At 44.5% G+C, this 14,122-nt stretch carries 15 protein-coding genes; 3 read left to right on the top strand and 12 right to left on the bottom strand.

The window, feature by feature from the left end:
• Positions 1-50: 50 nt before the first annotated feature.
• Positions 51-1,499 carry a tRNA uracil 4-sulfurtransferase ThiI gene (gene thiI / locus VHA01S_RS08080; RefSeq protein ID WP_023403870.1) on the bottom strand — a complete coding sequence of 483 codons (1,449 nt, stop codon included), beginning with the start codon at positions 1,497-1,499 and terminating at the stop codon, positions 51-53.
• A 260-nt stretch (positions 1,500-1,759) separates the two neighbouring features.
• Here thiI and xseB point away from each other — a divergent pair, with 260 nt between their 5' ends.
• The 3 genes from xseB to dxs are packed head-to-tail and all read left to right on the top strand — an operon-like array spanning position 1,760 to position 4,790.
• The gene (gene xseB / locus VHA01S_RS08075; RefSeq protein ID WP_023403869.1) at positions 1,760-2,014 is read left to right on the top strand and encodes an exodeoxyribonuclease VII small subunit; all 255 of its coding nucleotides are present in this window, start codon (positions 1,760-1,762) and stop codon (positions 2,012-2,014) included.
• Entirely contained in the window at positions 2,001-2,894 is an 894-nt protein-coding gene (gene ispA, locus VHA01S_RS08070) for a (2E,6E)-farnesyl diphosphate synthase (protein WP_039970434.1), read from the top strand. The genes xseB and ispA overlap by 14 nt, the downstream gene beginning before the upstream one ends.
• Positions 2,895-2,921: 27 nt before the next feature.
• On the top strand, positions 2,922-4,790 hold the full coding sequence (dxs, locus tag VHA01S_RS08065; RefSeq protein ID WP_023403867.1) for a 1-deoxy-D-xylulose-5-phosphate synthase: 1,869 nt from the start codon (positions 2,922-2,924) through the stop codon (positions 4,788-4,790).
• Between the two features lie 60 nt (positions 4,791-4,850).
• Here dxs and pgpA read toward each other — a convergent pair whose 3' ends face one another.
• The 11 genes from pgpA to crl form a co-directional block, all read right to left on the bottom strand.
• Entirely contained in the window at positions 4,851-5,354 is a 504-nt protein-coding gene (gene pgpA / locus VHA01S_RS08060; RefSeq protein WP_023403866.1) for a phosphatidylglycerophosphatase A, read from the bottom strand.
• A 34-nt stretch (positions 5,355-5,388) separates the two neighbouring features.
• Positions 5,389-6,357: a thiamine-phosphate kinase gene (gene thiL / locus VHA01S_RS08055; RefSeq protein WP_023403865.1), complete on the bottom strand. Its 969-nt coding sequence runs from the start codon at positions 6,355-6,357 to the stop codon at positions 5,389-5,391.
• Positions 6,358-6,437: 80 nt separating this feature from the next.
• Positions 6,438-6,911, bottom strand: a complete 474-nt coding sequence (nusB, locus tag VHA01S_RS08050; RefSeq protein WP_021712095.1) for a transcription antitermination factor NusB — start codon at positions 6,909-6,911, stop codon at positions 6,438-6,440.
• A complete protein-coding gene (gene ribH / locus VHA01S_RS08045) occupies positions 6,911-7,381 on the bottom strand; it encodes a 6,7-dimethyl-8-ribityllumazine synthase (RefSeq protein ID WP_023403864.1) in 471 nt (156 codons plus the stop codon). The genes nusB and ribH overlap by 1 nt, the downstream gene beginning before the upstream one ends.
• Before the next feature lie 138 nt (positions 7,382-7,519).
• Complete coding sequence (gene ribBA / locus VHA01S_RS08040) at positions 7,520-8,629, bottom strand: bifunctional 3,4-dihydroxy-2-butanone-4-phosphate synthase/GTP cyclohydrolase II (RefSeq protein ID WP_023403863.1); 1,110 nt, start codon at positions 8,627-8,629, stop codon at positions 7,520-7,522.
• 44 nt (positions 8,630-8,673) lie between these two features.
• The gene (locus tag VHA01S_RS08035) at positions 8,674-9,330 is read right to left on the bottom strand and encodes a riboflavin synthase (RefSeq protein ID WP_023403862.1); all 657 of its coding nucleotides are present in this window, start codon (positions 9,328-9,330) and stop codon (positions 8,674-8,676) included.
• A gap of 13 nt (positions 9,331-9,343) precedes the next feature.
• Positions 9,344-10,462, bottom strand: coding sequence for a bifunctional diaminohydroxyphosphoribosylaminopyrimidine deaminase/5-amino-6-(5-phosphoribosylamino)uracil reductase RibD (gene ribD / locus VHA01S_RS08030; RefSeq protein ID WP_023403861.1), 1,119 nt, complete (start codon positions 10,460-10,462; stop codon positions 9,344-9,346).
• 6 nt (positions 10,463-10,468) lie between these two features.
• Positions 10,469-10,918, bottom strand: a complete 450-nt coding sequence (gene nrdR / locus VHA01S_RS08025) for a transcriptional regulator NrdR (protein WP_023403860.1) — start codon at positions 10,916-10,918, stop codon at positions 10,469-10,471.
• Positions 10,919-11,163: 245 nt separating this feature from the next.
• Positions 11,164-12,414: a glutamate-5-semialdehyde dehydrogenase gene (locus tag VHA01S_RS08020; RefSeq protein WP_023403859.1), complete on the bottom strand. Its 1,251-nt coding sequence runs from the start codon at positions 12,412-12,414 to the stop codon at positions 11,164-11,166.
• Between the two features lie 39 nt (positions 12,415-12,453).
• Complete coding sequence (gene proB, locus VHA01S_RS08015; RefSeq protein WP_023403858.1) at positions 12,454-13,563, bottom strand: glutamate 5-kinase; 1,110 nt, start codon at positions 13,561-13,563, stop codon at positions 12,454-12,456.
• A gap of 111 nt (positions 13,564-13,674) precedes the next feature.
• A complete protein-coding gene (crl, locus tag VHA01S_RS08010) occupies positions 13,675-14,064 on the bottom strand; it encodes a sigma factor-binding protein Crl (protein WP_023403857.1) in 390 nt (129 codons plus the stop codon).
• Positions 14,065-14,122: the final 58 nt, after the last annotated feature.

Raw genomic sequence — 14,122 nt, 5'->3', positions numbered from 1 at the left:
CGATTGGTATCATGTGCTGACACCGACCTACTAATGACTCAACCCAATATTTACGGGCGATACACCTTCACATTGCTAAAGCCTTGCTCTTGCAGGTACAGTGCTTGCAAACGGCTCATTACGCCTCGGTCACAGTACAGCAAGTAAGTTTTCGATTGATCTAAATCGCCAAACTTAGTGGCTAGTTTATAGAAAGGAATGTGTTGAATTTCAACACTCTCAATTTCCAGTGGTTTCTCTTCTTCTTCGTCAGGGCTGCGGATATCCAACACAACAGCTTGATCTTGAACAGCGTTCACTTGTTCAACTTCTGGCGCTTGTTCTAGACTCTCTTTTTCAATATCTCTGATATCCATAACGCGCGCTTCACTGACCACTTTTTCAAGTACAGAGAAATCAAATTTCTCTTCTTCAGCTTCTAGCTTACTTTTCACAGCTTTCACTGTAGGACGACGAGAAATAACGCCACAGTATTCAGGCATGACCTTAGCAAAATCTTCAGTACCGATAATGCGAGACAAATCGATAATGTCTTCTTTATCCCAGTTAATTAACGGACGCAAAATCAAAGAATCGGTCACGCCATCAATGTGACGTAGGTTAGTTAGGGTTTGACTCGATACTTGACCTAGTGCTTCACCGGTAACCAAAGCTTCAATTTTAAAACGATCGGCAATCATGCCACCAGCACGCATAAACATGCGTTTTAAGATAACGCCCATTTGTCCGTCTTCGACGTTTTCTAGGATTTCCGCTACCACAGGTTCAAAATCAACCGCAATGAACTTCACTTTTGCCGAAGAACCGTATTTGTTCCACAGGTAGTGAGCCACTTGCTTAACACCAATTTCGTGCGCAGGACCGCCTAAATTAAAGAAGCAGAAATGCGTTTTAGAACCGCGTTTAATGTGCAGATAACTAGACACACCAGAATCGAATCCACCCGAAATCAAGCTCAGTACATCTTCTTGCGTTCCTAGAGGGAAGCCACCAAGACCTTTATGACGCGCTAATACTTGGTTTAGTTTGTCACCCGCCACTTCGATGTTAACCGTCACTTCAGGGCGAGTTAGCTTAACCTTGGCACTGGCAACCGCTTGGTTTAAACCACCACCAACATAACGCTCTAACTCTATTGAGCTAAAGTCATGCTTACCGCGACGTTTAGCACGAACAGAGAAGGTTTTATCTTCAATTCGGCTTGAGCTTAGCTCAAGTACTTGCTCGTAGATGTTATGCATATCAGTAAAGTCTGTTTGCTTAACTTCTAAAGAGTGATGAATACCCGGCGTGCGAGTTAAAATCTCTAGCACTTGTGGGTAGAATTCATCGCTTTCAGAAGAAATCTCAATATGATCTCTACGATTGAATACCGCCACTGATTCTGTGCGACGTTGGATGATAATCCTTAGATTGCACTCCAAAATACGTGTAAAGCGCTTCCTTACTGATTCGCTTTTTACAAAAATTTCTGGATGTGGTTTTACGATAAACTTCATAGATAATTTCACTTCTGATTAGTCAATGACTCGAGTCTAGCCTAAATTATTTTGCCAATTGGCACAGCGTACACAATTGAGGGCGACGAATTATATACTATTTATAGCCGAGTAAAAATAAAACAATATGATAGGCTGTTCATTTATCTAGCAACAAATGAACTAAAGTTAGTGATAAAGCAGGATTTTTAACTGCTAAAATTGACCATAACCCTTGGCTGAGTTACCTTTCCCAGATCCTAGTGTAGAAAAGAATAATCATGGCGACTAAAAAACCAGAAAATATGAGTTTTGAAGAGTCTCTTAAAGAGCTCGACAACATAGTAAATCAGCTTGAACAAGGTGATCTTGAACTTGATTCTGCACTGAAGAATTTCGAACGAGGCATTGCGCTTGCTCGTGCAGGACAAACTAAATTAGATCAAGCAGAACAACGTGTTTCAATCTTGATGGAAAATCAAGTAGAAGCAACTCCTCAGGATTTCAAACTTGACTCTGGCGATGACTCTTTTTAAACAACAACTCGAACAGTATCAAACCCGCAATAACCAACAATTAGAAACTTGGTTAGACTCATTGCAGGCACAAAATAATAGCTTAATCAAAGCGATGCGTTACGGACTGCTACTCGGTGGTAAACGTGCTAGACCTTTTTTGGTCTACGCGACGGGAGCAGTGTTTGGCATTGACACCCCATCTTTAGATACGCCTGCATCGGCAATTGAGTGCATTCATGCTTATTCACTCATTCACGATGATCTGCCCGCGATGGACGACGATGAATTACGTCGCGGTCAAGCGACCTGCCACATTGAATTTGATGAAGCAACCGCCATTCTTGCCGGAGATGCCCTGCAAACCCTCGCTTTTACTATTTTAGCGGAAGGGACTCTTGCCCCTCAGGCTGAGAGTCATCGCATAAAAATGGTGCAAAGTTTAGCCAGTGCTTCTGGCGCATCAGGCATGTGTTTAGGTCAATCTTTAGACCTTGAAGCGGAAAATCGTCAAGTTTCCCTTAAAGAATTGAAGGTTATTCATCGCAACAAAACCGGAGCTTTGATAAAATCAGCGATTCAACTTGGTGCCTTAGCGGCAGGTGAAGCAGGTATTGAACAGCTTCCTCGCCTCAATAAATTTGCAGAAAAGATTGGGCTCGCTTTCCAAGTTCAAGATGACATATTGGATATTACTAGCGATACTCAAACTCTAGGTAAGCCACAAGGCTCAGATGTAGCCTTAAATAAGTCGACCTACCCATCTCTTCTCGGACTGGAAGGGGCACAACAAAAAGCAGCCCTGTTGTTAAAAGAAGCTTTACTTGAATTAGAGAGCATTCCGTACAACACCGATCTCCTAGAGCAGTTTGCTCGCTACGTGATCGAACGCAAAAACTAACTTATTAACTTATCAGCGCGAATACTTATGACACTTGATATATCAAAATACCCTACATTGGCATTAGCCAACACGCCTGATGAGTTGCGCTCTCTGCCTAAAGAGACGCTACCAACACTTTGTGACGAATTACGAACCTATCTATTAAATAGCGTGAGCCAATCTAGCGGGCACCTAGCCTCTGGCTTAGGTACTGTTGAGCTAACGGTAGCGTTGCACTATGTCTACCAAACCCCTTACGATCAATTGTTATGGGATGTAGGACATCAAGCTTATCCACACAAAATTTTAACCGGTCGTCGTGAACAGATGTCGACTATTCGCCAAAAAGATGGGTTGCATCCATTTCCTTGGCGTGGTGAAAGTGAATACGACGTCCTTTCTGTTGGGCACTCATCCACTTCGATCAGTGCGGCATTAGGCATCGCCATTGGCGCACAAAAAGAGGCCAAAGACCGCAAGGTAGTCAGCGTTATCGGTGATGGTGCCATTACCGCTGGTATGGCGTTTGAAGCCATGAACCATGCCGGGGATATCCATCCTGACATGTTAGTGGTGCTTAACGACAATGAAATGTCTATTTCAGAAAACGTGGGCGCACTTAATAATCATCTAGCGCAAGTGCTATCAGGTAGCCTTTACACCTCCATCCGTGAAGGGGGTAAAAAAGTATTATCTGGCGTTCCACCAATTAAAGAATTAGTGCGACGCACCGAAGAACACCTAAAAGGCATGGTCGTCCCTGGCACTATGTTTGAAGAGCTTGGCTTTAATTATATTGGGCCTGTAGACGGTCACGATGTACTTGAGTTAGTCAAAACTCTGAAAAATATGCGCCACCTAAAAGGCCCTCAATTTCTACACATAATGACCAAGAAAGGCAAAGGCTACGAGCCTGCTGAAAAAGATCCTATTGGTTATCATGGTGTACCTAAGTTTGACCCAACTGAAAGCTCACTGCCTAAGAGTAAAGGCGGGAAGCCTACCTTCTCGAAAGTATTTGGCGATTTCTTATGTGATATGGCCGCGCGCGATCCAAAATTGATGGCGGTGACACCTGCCATGCGTGAAGGCTCTGGTATGGTGCGTTTTTCTAAACAGTTCCCTGAGCAATATTTTGATGTGGCTATTGCCGAGCAGCACGCGGTCACTCTTGCGACAGGTCTGGCTATTTCTGGCAACAAACCGATTGTGGCAATCTACTCAACCTTTTTACAGCGCGGCTACGACCAACTGATTCACGATGTGGCTATTATGGATTTGCCGGTATTATTTGCTATCGACCGCGCAGGATTGGTTGGCGCAGATGGCCAAACTCACCAAGGTGCATTCGACCTTAGCTTTATGCGTTGTATTCCTAATATGACCATTATGGCGCCAAGTGATGAAAACGAATGTCGTCAAATGCTCTACACAGGTCATCAACATAATGGACCTGCTGCGGTTCGTTACCCTCGTGGTAATGGTATCGGCGCTGAGATTCATTCAGAATTTACCGCTCTTGAAATAGGCAAAGGTCGCACCGTTCGTCACGGTAACGGCAAAGTGGCTATTTTAAGCTTTGGTACTTTCCTCGACAACGCAATGCAAGCTGCTGAACAACTTGATGCCACAGTGGCCGATATGCGCTTTGTGAAGCCTCTGGATGAAGCTTTAATCCTTGAACTTGCGGATAAGCATGAAGTGTTAGTGACGATTGAAGAAAACGTTGTAGCAGGCGGCGCTGGTAGCGGCGTAGTTGAGTTCTTGATGAGTCAAAAGCAGCTTAAACCTGTGCTAAACCTTGGCTTGCCGGATAGTTTTGTCGCGCAAGGGACTCAACAAGAGATGCATCAAGAGCTAGGTTTGGATGCGCAAGGCATTCAAGAGAGCATTGAACAGTATTTAGCAAAATAAACGTATTTTAGTCCTAGAGCTATCCGCTCTAGGACTACTCGCAATTCAAGAAATTAACGTCTAAATCCAGCCAGCGACAAAACCTAAGATAGCCAAACAAATTCCGGCCATCACACCCGCTAGAATATCATCGATCATAATGCCAAAACCGCCATGCACTTGCTTATCTAAGTAGCTGATTGGCCAAGGTTTGATCATGTCAAAAGCGCGGAACAATACAAAACCGGCAATCAACCACTTCCAATCGTTAGCTGCAATACCGAGCAAAGGCACTACGCTCATGGTGATCCAAAAACCGGCAAATTCATCCCATACGATTGAGCCATGATCGTGCACGCCCATATCTTTTGAGGTCACATCACATATTTTGATCCCCACAATGCAACTGATAATCACAAACACCCAGTACGCGCTTAAAGGCAGTTGCACTAAAGCAAGATAAAGAGGAATAGAGGCTAAGGTACCCATAGTGCCTGGAATAATTGGTGACAGTCCACTGCCAAAACCAGTTGCTAATAGATGCCATGGGTTGTCTAGCGAAATTTTATCAAGGGGGTTGCTCATTGAGAGTATCTCTAAGTGGTTATATCAAATAGGTTCAAGAACGAAAGTGGTCAAAGCCAGCCACATCATCCTCTAATGCTTGTCCGTTATCAAATAAGTGTAGGGTATTGGAGTCAGTGATCTCTCCAATTTCAGTAATCATCACATTATGCTGCTGGGCAGACTGACGCACAGACTCTAGCAGATGTTGTGGCAGGGTAAAGCAAAGCTCATACTCTTCGCCGCTTTTTAGTGCGTATTGCTGAGCAAGGTGCTTATCTTGGGTAAATTCGATAAGCTCGGCTGACAGCGGCAGTTTATCGCAGTGTATCTGCGCGCCGACATTCGAACGTTGCATGATGTGCTGTATATCAGATACAAGCCCATCAGAGATATCAATGCAGCTACTTGCTTTTCCTCGCAGCATCATACCTAAAGCGACTTTAGAGCTTGCGCAGTAGTGACGACGTTCCAACTCACTAGCATGGGCGCGTTCTCGCTTGCTGGGATCTAAAATCACTTCAAGACCGGCATGACTGTCACCAAGACAGCCACTGACCAAGATTTTATCCCCCACTTTTGCGCCAGAGCGTAGCAATGCTAACCCCTGCGGAATAAAGCCCTGTACCGTTAAAGTGATGCCCAGCGGGCCACGAGTCGTATCGCCACCAATTAATTGCAGATCATGTGCGTTAGCTAGCTCAAAGAAGCCCTCACAAAAGCCCTCAAGCCAGGTTTCGTCTGCTGAGGGTAAAGTGATAGCCATCGATACCCACGCCGGCTCTGCGCCCATAGCGGCAAGATCGCTAATGTTGGAGGCTAAGGCTTTATGTCCTACCCATTGTGGGTTAGCGTGTTCGAGAAAATGCGTGCCCGCAATCAAAGAATCTGTACTTACCGCTATATGAGTATTCTCAGGTGCCTGCAACAAAGCGCAATCATCCCCTTGGGAGAGCGCTACATCACTGCGTTTAAGTTGCTGATTAGCAAAATACTTACTGATAAGGTCAAACTCTCCAGCCACGTGTTTTCCTTTAAGTTATACAAAAAAAGGCCAGCAGATGCTGACCTTTTCACTATAGAGTTTTCAACAGTCGATTTCGACTATTTTCTGTTTTTACACAGTGTTGGTGCCGCTTTATCAAGCACACCATTAACGAATTTATAGCTGTCTTCAGCAGCAAATACTTTCGCTAATTCAATCGCTTCATTAATTACAACTTTATGAGGTACGTCTTCACGACGAGTCATCTCATAAACGGCTAGACGAAGAAGTGCTAACTCCATCATATCCAAGTCTTGCATAGGACGAGAAAGGAATGGACGTAGTTTGCTGTCAAGCTCTTGGTGAGACAGTGCAACACCAGTTAACAGGTCACGGAAGTATGCTACATCTGTTTCTTGTTCGTTCAGTGCCGGCTCATCAGCTTGGGTTTCTTCTTCCCCGTACTTCCCTGCGGACAAAAACTGTTCTTCTACAGTTGCGATATTCTCTTTAGTGATCTGCCAAGAATAAATAGCTTGTAGAGCAAATTGACGTGCATTACGACGTGCGGCTGGTTTCACACTGGCCCCCATTAGGAATCGATTTCAGAAAGAACGTTGATCATTTCAAGCGCGCTTAGTGCAGCTTCAGCACCTTTGTTACCTGCTTTGGTTCCGGCACGCTCGATAGCTTGATCTATGGTATCAACGGTCAATACACCAAATGCTACTGGTAGACTGTGCTCCAGTGACACTTGCGCAAGACCTTTATTACACTCACTACAAACATAGTCAAAATGTGGTGTTCCACCACGGATAACTGAACCTAGAGAAACGATAGCATCGTATTTCTCGGTACGAGCAACACGTTGAGCAACTAGGGGTAATTCTACCGCACCAGGGCAACGTACTACTGTTATGTTTTCTTCTGCAACCTGTCCATGGCGCTTTAAGGTATCGATAGCACCAGACAACAAGCTTTCGTTGATAAAGCTGTTAAAACGCGAAATAACGATCGCAATCTTAGCGTTGGGTGCTGGAAATCCACCTTCGATGACTTTCATAAGTTTTCCTTCAACTATCTCATGAGTGAGAATCGCCGGATTCTAGCACAATTATGTGACTAGGATCTAATCTCATTTCAGCTAATTCTCTAGTTATTGATTAAACGGGTCGAATCAACAACCCGTTCATATTAAATGTTATTCACACACATACTCTACAACGTCTAAGCCAAAGCCAGACAAAGAGTGGTAACGCTTGTTGCTTGATGACATTAATTTCATCTTGCTTACGCCCATATCGGCAAGAATCTGAGAACCCACACCCACACGGCGTGATGTACCTTGTTTCTTAGCCATAGCAGGCGCTTCGCCTTTATCTTGCTGTTCAAAAGCTTTTAGTTTGTAGATCAGTTGCTCAGTGGTTTCTTCGTTACCAAGCACAACCAATACTCCACCTTCATCACCGATACGTTTCATCGCTTTGTCCAAAGACCAGCTTCTGTCCGAATTACGGTTTGAGTTAAGAAGATCGGTAAAGGTATCTTGTAAGTGTACACGCACCAAACAAGCTTCTTCGGAAATTTCACCTTTACGCAATGCGTAGTGAATTTGGTTATCGATAGTATCGCGGTAAGTCACCATGTCGAAATCGCCAAACTCAGTTGGCATTTTGCATTCAGCAACACGCTCAATGGTCGTTTCGGTATTGTTACGATACTCAATCAAATCTGCAATAGTGCCTAGCTTAACGCCGTGCTTCTCAGCAAAGATTTCCAAATCTGGACGACGTGCCATTTCACCATCGTCTTTTAAAATCTCAACGATAACAGATGCTGGCTCACAGCCTGCTAGACGAGCCAAATCACAACCCGCTTCTGTATGCCCTGCGCGAGTCAATACACCGCCGTCTTGTGCTGATAGAGGGAAAATATGACCCGGTTGAACTAGATCGGCTGCTTTAGCATCTGCTGCTACCGCCGCTTGCACAGTCACTGCGCGATCCGCTGCCGAAATACCTGTGGTCACACCTTCAGCCGCTTCAATTGATACGGTAAATGCCGTTGAATATTGAGCGTTATTGTCTTGAACCATAGGTGGAAGACCTAAGCGAGCACAGCGCTCTTGAGTCATAGTAAGACAAATAAGACCACGCCCGTAAGTTGCCATAAAGTTGACAGCTTCTGGAGTAATATGTTCCGCAGCCATGATCAGGTCGCCTTCGTTTTCACGATCCTCATCATCCATTAGGATAACCATTTTACCTAAGCGAATATCTTCAATAATTTCTTGTGGGGAGCTAATAGGCATCTTTTATTTCCTGTTTTAGAGTCAGTCACACGCGTTAATCACGCCTATGCAAATCCGTTTTGTTGTAAAAATTCCATGGTGATATTAGAGGTCTGTTGCTGCTGCTCAGAACCGACTCCGAGCAATCGCTCCATATAACGAGCAAGAACATCAACCTCAAGGTTTACTTTTCTTCCTACTGCAAACTCATCAATAATAGTTTGCTCACTAGTGTGCGGGACGATCGTCAGTTTAAAGCCGTTCTTACGCAGATCGTTGACTGTTAAACTAATACCATCCACCGTTATTGAACCTTTTTGAGCGACATAACGCTCTAATTCAGTGGGTAATTCAACCCAATATTCCACAGCGCGACCGACCGGAACTCTTTCAACAATAGTCCCAATACCATCGACATGCCCTGAAACAATATGTCCACCAAAACGAGTCGTGGGAAGCATGGCTTTTTCTAGATTTACCCTATCGCCAACTTGATACTGGCTAAAACCTGTTTTGGTCAGTGTTTCAACCGAAAGATCGGCGGTAAACGAATGCTGATCAAAACGAACCACCGTCAAACAGATACCGTTAGTTGCAATACTGTCGCCTAACTGCACATCGGACATATCCAAAAGCCCAGTATCTACGGTAATAGAAATATCTTCGCCCTGATTGGTAATGGCTCTAAGTGTGCCAACGGCTTCGACAATACCGGTAAACATAGTAATTCCTACTCTATCTTGATGATTTAAACGTAGCGACCAACTTAATATCAGGCCCTACTTGAGTGAGTTGTTCAATAGTTAACTCTATCGCCTGATCCATTTCGGTTAACCCAATTAGGTTGACCAAACCACGACCATCAGTGCCCATAATTTTAGGCGCTAAATAGACGATAAGCTCATCGACTAAGCCTTGCTCAATAAAACTGGCCGCCAGTGTGGCACCAGCTTCAACCCAGATGTGATTGATATTGTGTTGCGAAGCTAAGTTTGCAAGTAGTTGTGGCAAATCAATTGTTGAGTCCGCTTTGGTTTGCTCTGGCCCTGAGATGACTAACACTTCACCTGCACTGTTAAACAAACGCAAATCTTGGGTGAGCTGCTGCTGACGATCTAAAATCACTCGAAGTGGCTGTCGCAGTTTTTGACCTGAATTATCCGCATCGAAATGCTCAGTATCGGGATAAATAGAACGCACCTCTTCAGCAAGGTCATCCCAACGAACATTTAGCGAAGCGTTATCGTCGATCACAGTTTTAGAGGTTGAGAGGATAGCGCCGGCTTGCGCTCGGTATAGCTGTACATCAGCGCGCGCCAAGCGACTGGTAATCCATTGGCTGTTGCCATTTTGCAATGCCGTTTTACCATCTAAACTGGCGGCCATTTTTAATTGTACCCATGGCATGCCACTGCGCATTTTTTTCAAAAAAGGTCGATTAATACGCTCAGCTTCGGCTTCTAAAAGCCCAACTTGCACCTCAATTCCCGCCGCTTTTAACATGGCAATACCATTGCCTGAAACTTCGGGGTTAGGGTCTTGCATAGCGCAGATAACGCGCGCAACACCGGCATCAATCAAACCTTTAGCGCACGGTGGCGTACGGCCATAATGGGAGCATGGCTCTAAGGTGACATACGCAGTAGCACCTTTGGCTTTATCGCCTGCCATGGCTAAGGCATGCACCTCCGCATGCGGACCACCAGCACGAATATGATAGCCGTGCCCAACAATGGTTTCGCCTTGTGTGATCACACAGCCGACATTAGGATTAGGATGCGTAGTAAATCGACCTTTTTCAGCCAATTTAATCGCTTTTGCCATCATCTGATGATCAAATACAGAAAAGTTCATTGCACTTTAATCTTCTAACCTAGCGATCTCTTCGCCAAATTCTTTGATATCTTCAAAACTGCGATACACAGAAGCAAAACGGATATAAGCCACCTTGTCCAACTCTTTAAGTTGATCCATCACTAGATTGCCTATCATATCGCTAGAGACTTCTCGCTCTCCTGTTGCGCGCAGTTTTGATTTAATAATACTCATGGATAATTCAACCGCGTCAGCACTAACGGGTCGCTTCTCTAACGCACGATGTAAACCATTAGACAGCTTATCTTCGTTAAACGGTTCACGATTGCCATTGGATTTAATCACCTTCGGCATCACCAACTCTGCAGTTTCAAAGGTAGTAAAGCGTTCATTACACGCGATACATTGGCGGCGGCGACGTACTTGATGCCCGTCAGCAACCAATCGAGAGTCGATGACTTTAGTCTCATTTTCTGAACAAAATGGGCAGTGCATACAAGCTCCATAATTGTGATAAAAAGGGAAAGATACTTTGTAGTAAAGCACATTAAATCAGGCTTATAGATTACAAAGCTACTCGTTATAACCAGTGTAACGGATTTACCGCGCTGATTCGAGAAAGATGCGACAAAGCTTAGAAATGAAAAAAGGGCTCTGTGATAGAGCCCCCATTACATTTATTTAGAATAACTCATTAAAGTATCAATCGTTTAGCCACAATAAAGCAAACGACTTAACCGCTAAGGTCTTGGCAAATAGTTACCTTTACCAACCCATTTGTAGCTCGTCAGCTCTTCAAGGCCCATAGGACCACGGGCGTGCAGTTTTTGCGTAGACACCGCCACTTCAGCGCCTAAACCAAACTGAGCACCATCAGTGAATCGCGTTGAAGCATTCACATACACCGCCGCTGATCCTGCGGTATTGATAAAGCGTTCAGCATTATTGAGATCATTAGTCATGATGGCATCAGAGTGACTAGCGTTGTGATCGCGCATATGTTGAATTGCACCCTCAACATCATCGACCACTTTAACCCCTAGCACAAACGCCAACCATTCGGTATCAAAGTCACCTTCGACCGCAGCTCGCACTTTGCTTGCATGAGTTAGATACGGCAATGCAGAGTCGTGAGCAACAAATTCGACTTTATCTTTTAGTGATGCTGCCAATTTACTTAAAAAGGTTTCGGCTACAGCTTTATGCACCAATAAGGTGTCTAGTGAGTTACACGCCGATGGACGCTGTACTTTTGAGTTTTCTACGACTGCCACTGAGCGTTCGATATCGGCGCTTTCATCCACAAAAACATGTGAAATACCAAAGCCGCCAATAATCACTGGAATGGTGCTGTTCTCTTTACACATTTTATGTAAACCCGCACCACCACGAGGAATGATCATATCCACGTATTCATCGAGCTTTAACAGTTGAGAGACCAATTCACGATCTGGCTTTTCAATGTATTGAACCGACGCTATCGGCAATCCAGTTTGTTCTAGCGCAGTTTGAATTACTTTTACCAGCGCCATATTGGAATGGAATGTCTCGCGTCCGCCTCGCAAAATACTGGCATTACCTGTTTTAAGGCACAATGAAGCAATATCAATGGTGACATTCGGTCGCGCTTCATAAATCACTCCTACCACACCTAGCGGAACGCGGCGACGTGATAGTGAAAGGCCATTTTCCAATACGCGGCTGTCTAATTCACTGCCGATCGGATCATTTAGGGTGATAACGTTGCGCACGTCATTCGCAATCGCTTTCAGGCGATCTTCATTAAGCAATAAACGATCCAGCAGCGCTTCGCTCATACCGGCATCGCGAGCGGCTTGAATATCGATAGCGTTAGCTTCAAGAATGGTTTTTGATTGCTTTTCTAGCTCATCCGCCATCACCGCTAATGCGGTATTTTTGGTTGCAGTTGTGGTGGTAGCAAGTGCAAATGATGCTTGTTTCGCGCGCTGGCCTAGTTGAATTAAATCCAAAATATTTTCCTCTATAATTTTTTCTTGGCTGGTCAGCCGTTAATCTTGCATCATGACTAAATCGTCACGGTGGATGATCTCTGAGCCATAATCATGCCCAAGAACTTCACCAATTTCTTTGCTGTGCATACCTTGAATTTGCAGCATATCTTCACTGGAATATTTAACTAAGCCTTTGGCAATGAGAGTGCCTGATTGATTCACAATACGCGCGACTTCGCCACGTGCGAACTCACCGTTGACCTCTGTCACCCCTTTTGCCAGTAGACTGCTGCCTTTACGTTGCAACGCATTCACTGCGCCATCATCGATAACAATGTCACCAGAGGCAGCAGGGCCTGCCAATATCCAACGTTTTCGGTTTTCTAAAGATTCAGGCAAAGGAAGGAAACGTGTACCACAAGGAGAAGAGGAAACACTCTCTAAAATTACATTATCGGCACTGCCTGCGGCAATGATAACTTCAATCCCAGAACGTCTGGCAATGTCAGCGGCTTGCAGTTTAGTTGCCATACCACCAGTGCCTAGGGTCGTGCCACTGCCACCGGCAATTTTAATCAAGGTTTCATCAATGGTAGAGACTTCACGAATCAATTTCGCATCAGGGTTGCTTCGAGGATCGGCGGTAAATAAACCCGGCTGATCGGTCAGCAAAACCAAAGTATCAGCGCCACATAAAATGCCCACCAATGCCGATAGGTTGTCATTGTCCCCCACTTTGATTTCGGTTGTGGCAACCGCATCATTTTCATTCACGATTGGAATAATATTGTGTTCAACTAGCGTATTAATCGTATCGCGGGCATTTAAGAAACGCTCTCTGTCTTCAAGGTCGGCGCGAGTCAATAACATCTGCCCTATCTTCAAATTGTAGATAGAGAAGAGAGATTCCCATACTTGGATTAGATGTGACTGACCGACAGCAGCTAGCAGTTGTTTGGTGGCCATTGATTTAGGCAGACTGGGGTGACCCAATTGTTCTCGACCTGCGGCAATCGCACCAGAAGATACCAACACTAAGTGATAACCACGTTGTTTCAATTCAGCGCACTGGCGGACTAATTCGACCATGTGAGCGCGATTAAGATATTGAGAACCGCCAGTTATTACACTAGTGCCTAGTTTTACAACAACTGTCTTAGCTTGCATTTGTTACTCATTCATATTGATAAAGGAGCTTCTTTTTTAACAAGCTAAGCACAGTTTCACAAGCAAAAAAGCAAAAAGGCACCCTAAGGTGCCTTTATTCTCAAGTTTTCATTAAGCTACAGCTTCAGAATCCTCATGAAGCTCAAACTCAAATGCAAACTGTTCGCTCAGCTGAGCTTGAATTTTGCTTTGAAAAACAGACTGAGTACGTTTCACTTCTGCTTCGGCTGCCGCTGGTAATTTTTCATCAATCCAAGCGCCTGATGCATTGTATTTGCCATGATGAAAATGCGCGATACAGGTTGAGCCATCTTCTTGTTTTTCAAGCTCCATCCACCAGCCCCAAAACTCACGACATTCAGGTGACTTTTTATCATCGACGCATACGGATAGGCAATCAAACAAAAATAAATTTGGCTGACATTCTGACTCACGTAAATACGGACCGATCGCTTTAAGCTTAGCGATCATACGATGATAAGTTGGTTGCTTCCCTAGCATAATAACTCCATTTTTTATTATTTTTCGTTCGCAACAATAGAGTGCGATACGTTTTATT

This window comes from Vibrio halioticoli NBRC 102217 (assembly GCF_000496695.1).
GTDB lineage: Bacteria > Pseudomonadota > Gammaproteobacteria > Enterobacterales > Vibrionaceae > Vibrio > Vibrio halioticoli.
Note: the sequence above shows the minus strand (reverse complement) of the source record. Positions and strands in the feature narration are given on the sequence as shown.

What these genes read in the sequence shown, in the direction of transcription:
- ispA (WP_039970434.1), top strand. Translation starts at nt 2,001, where the DNA reads ATGACTCTTTTTAAACAACAACTCGAACAGTATCAAACCCGCAATAAC.
- ribBA (WP_023403863.1), bottom strand. Translation starts at nt 8,629, where the DNA reads ATGCCTATTAGCTCCCCACAAGAAATTATTGAAGATATTCGCTTAGGT.
- nrdR (WP_023403860.1), bottom strand. Translation starts at nt 10,918, where the DNA reads ATGCACTGCCCATTTTGTTCAGAAAATGAGACTAAAGTCATCGACTCT.
- nusB (WP_021712095.1), bottom strand. Translation starts at nt 6,911, where the DNA reads ATGGGGGCCAGTGTGAAACCAGCCGCACGTCGTAATGCACGTCAATTT.
- thiI (WP_023403870.1), bottom strand. Translation starts at nt 1,499, where the DNA reads ATGAAGTTTATCGTAAAACCACATCCAGAAATTTTTGTAAAAAGCGAA.
- pgpA (WP_023403866.1), bottom strand. Translation starts at nt 5,354, where the DNA reads ATGAGCAACCCCCTTGATAAAATTTCGCTAGACAACCCATGGCATCTA.
- VHA01S_RS08035 (WP_023403862.1), bottom strand. Translation starts at nt 9,330, where the DNA reads ATGTTTACCGGTATTGTCGAAGCCGTTGGCACACTTAGAGCCATTACC.
- proB (WP_023403858.1), bottom strand. Translation starts at nt 13,563, where the DNA reads ATGCAAGCTAAGACAGTTGTTGTAAAACTAGGCACTAGTGTAATAACT.
- dxs (WP_023403867.1), top strand. Translation starts at nt 2,922, where the DNA reads ATGACACTTGATATATCAAAATACCCTACATTGGCATTAGCCAACACG.
- ribD (WP_023403861.1), bottom strand. Translation starts at nt 10,462, where the DNA reads ATGAACTTTTCTGTATTTGATCATCAGATGATGGCAAAAGCGATTAAA.
- crl (WP_023403857.1), bottom strand. Translation starts at nt 14,064, where the DNA reads ATGCTAGGGAAGCAACCAACTTATCATCGTATGATCGCTAAGCTTAAA.
- xseB (WP_023403869.1), top strand. Translation starts at nt 1,760, where the DNA reads ATGGCGACTAAAAAACCAGAAAATATGAGTTTTGAAGAGTCTCTTAAA.
- ribH (WP_023403864.1), bottom strand. Translation starts at nt 7,381, where the DNA reads ATGAAAGTCATCGAAGGTGGATTTCCAGCACCCAACGCTAAGATTGCG.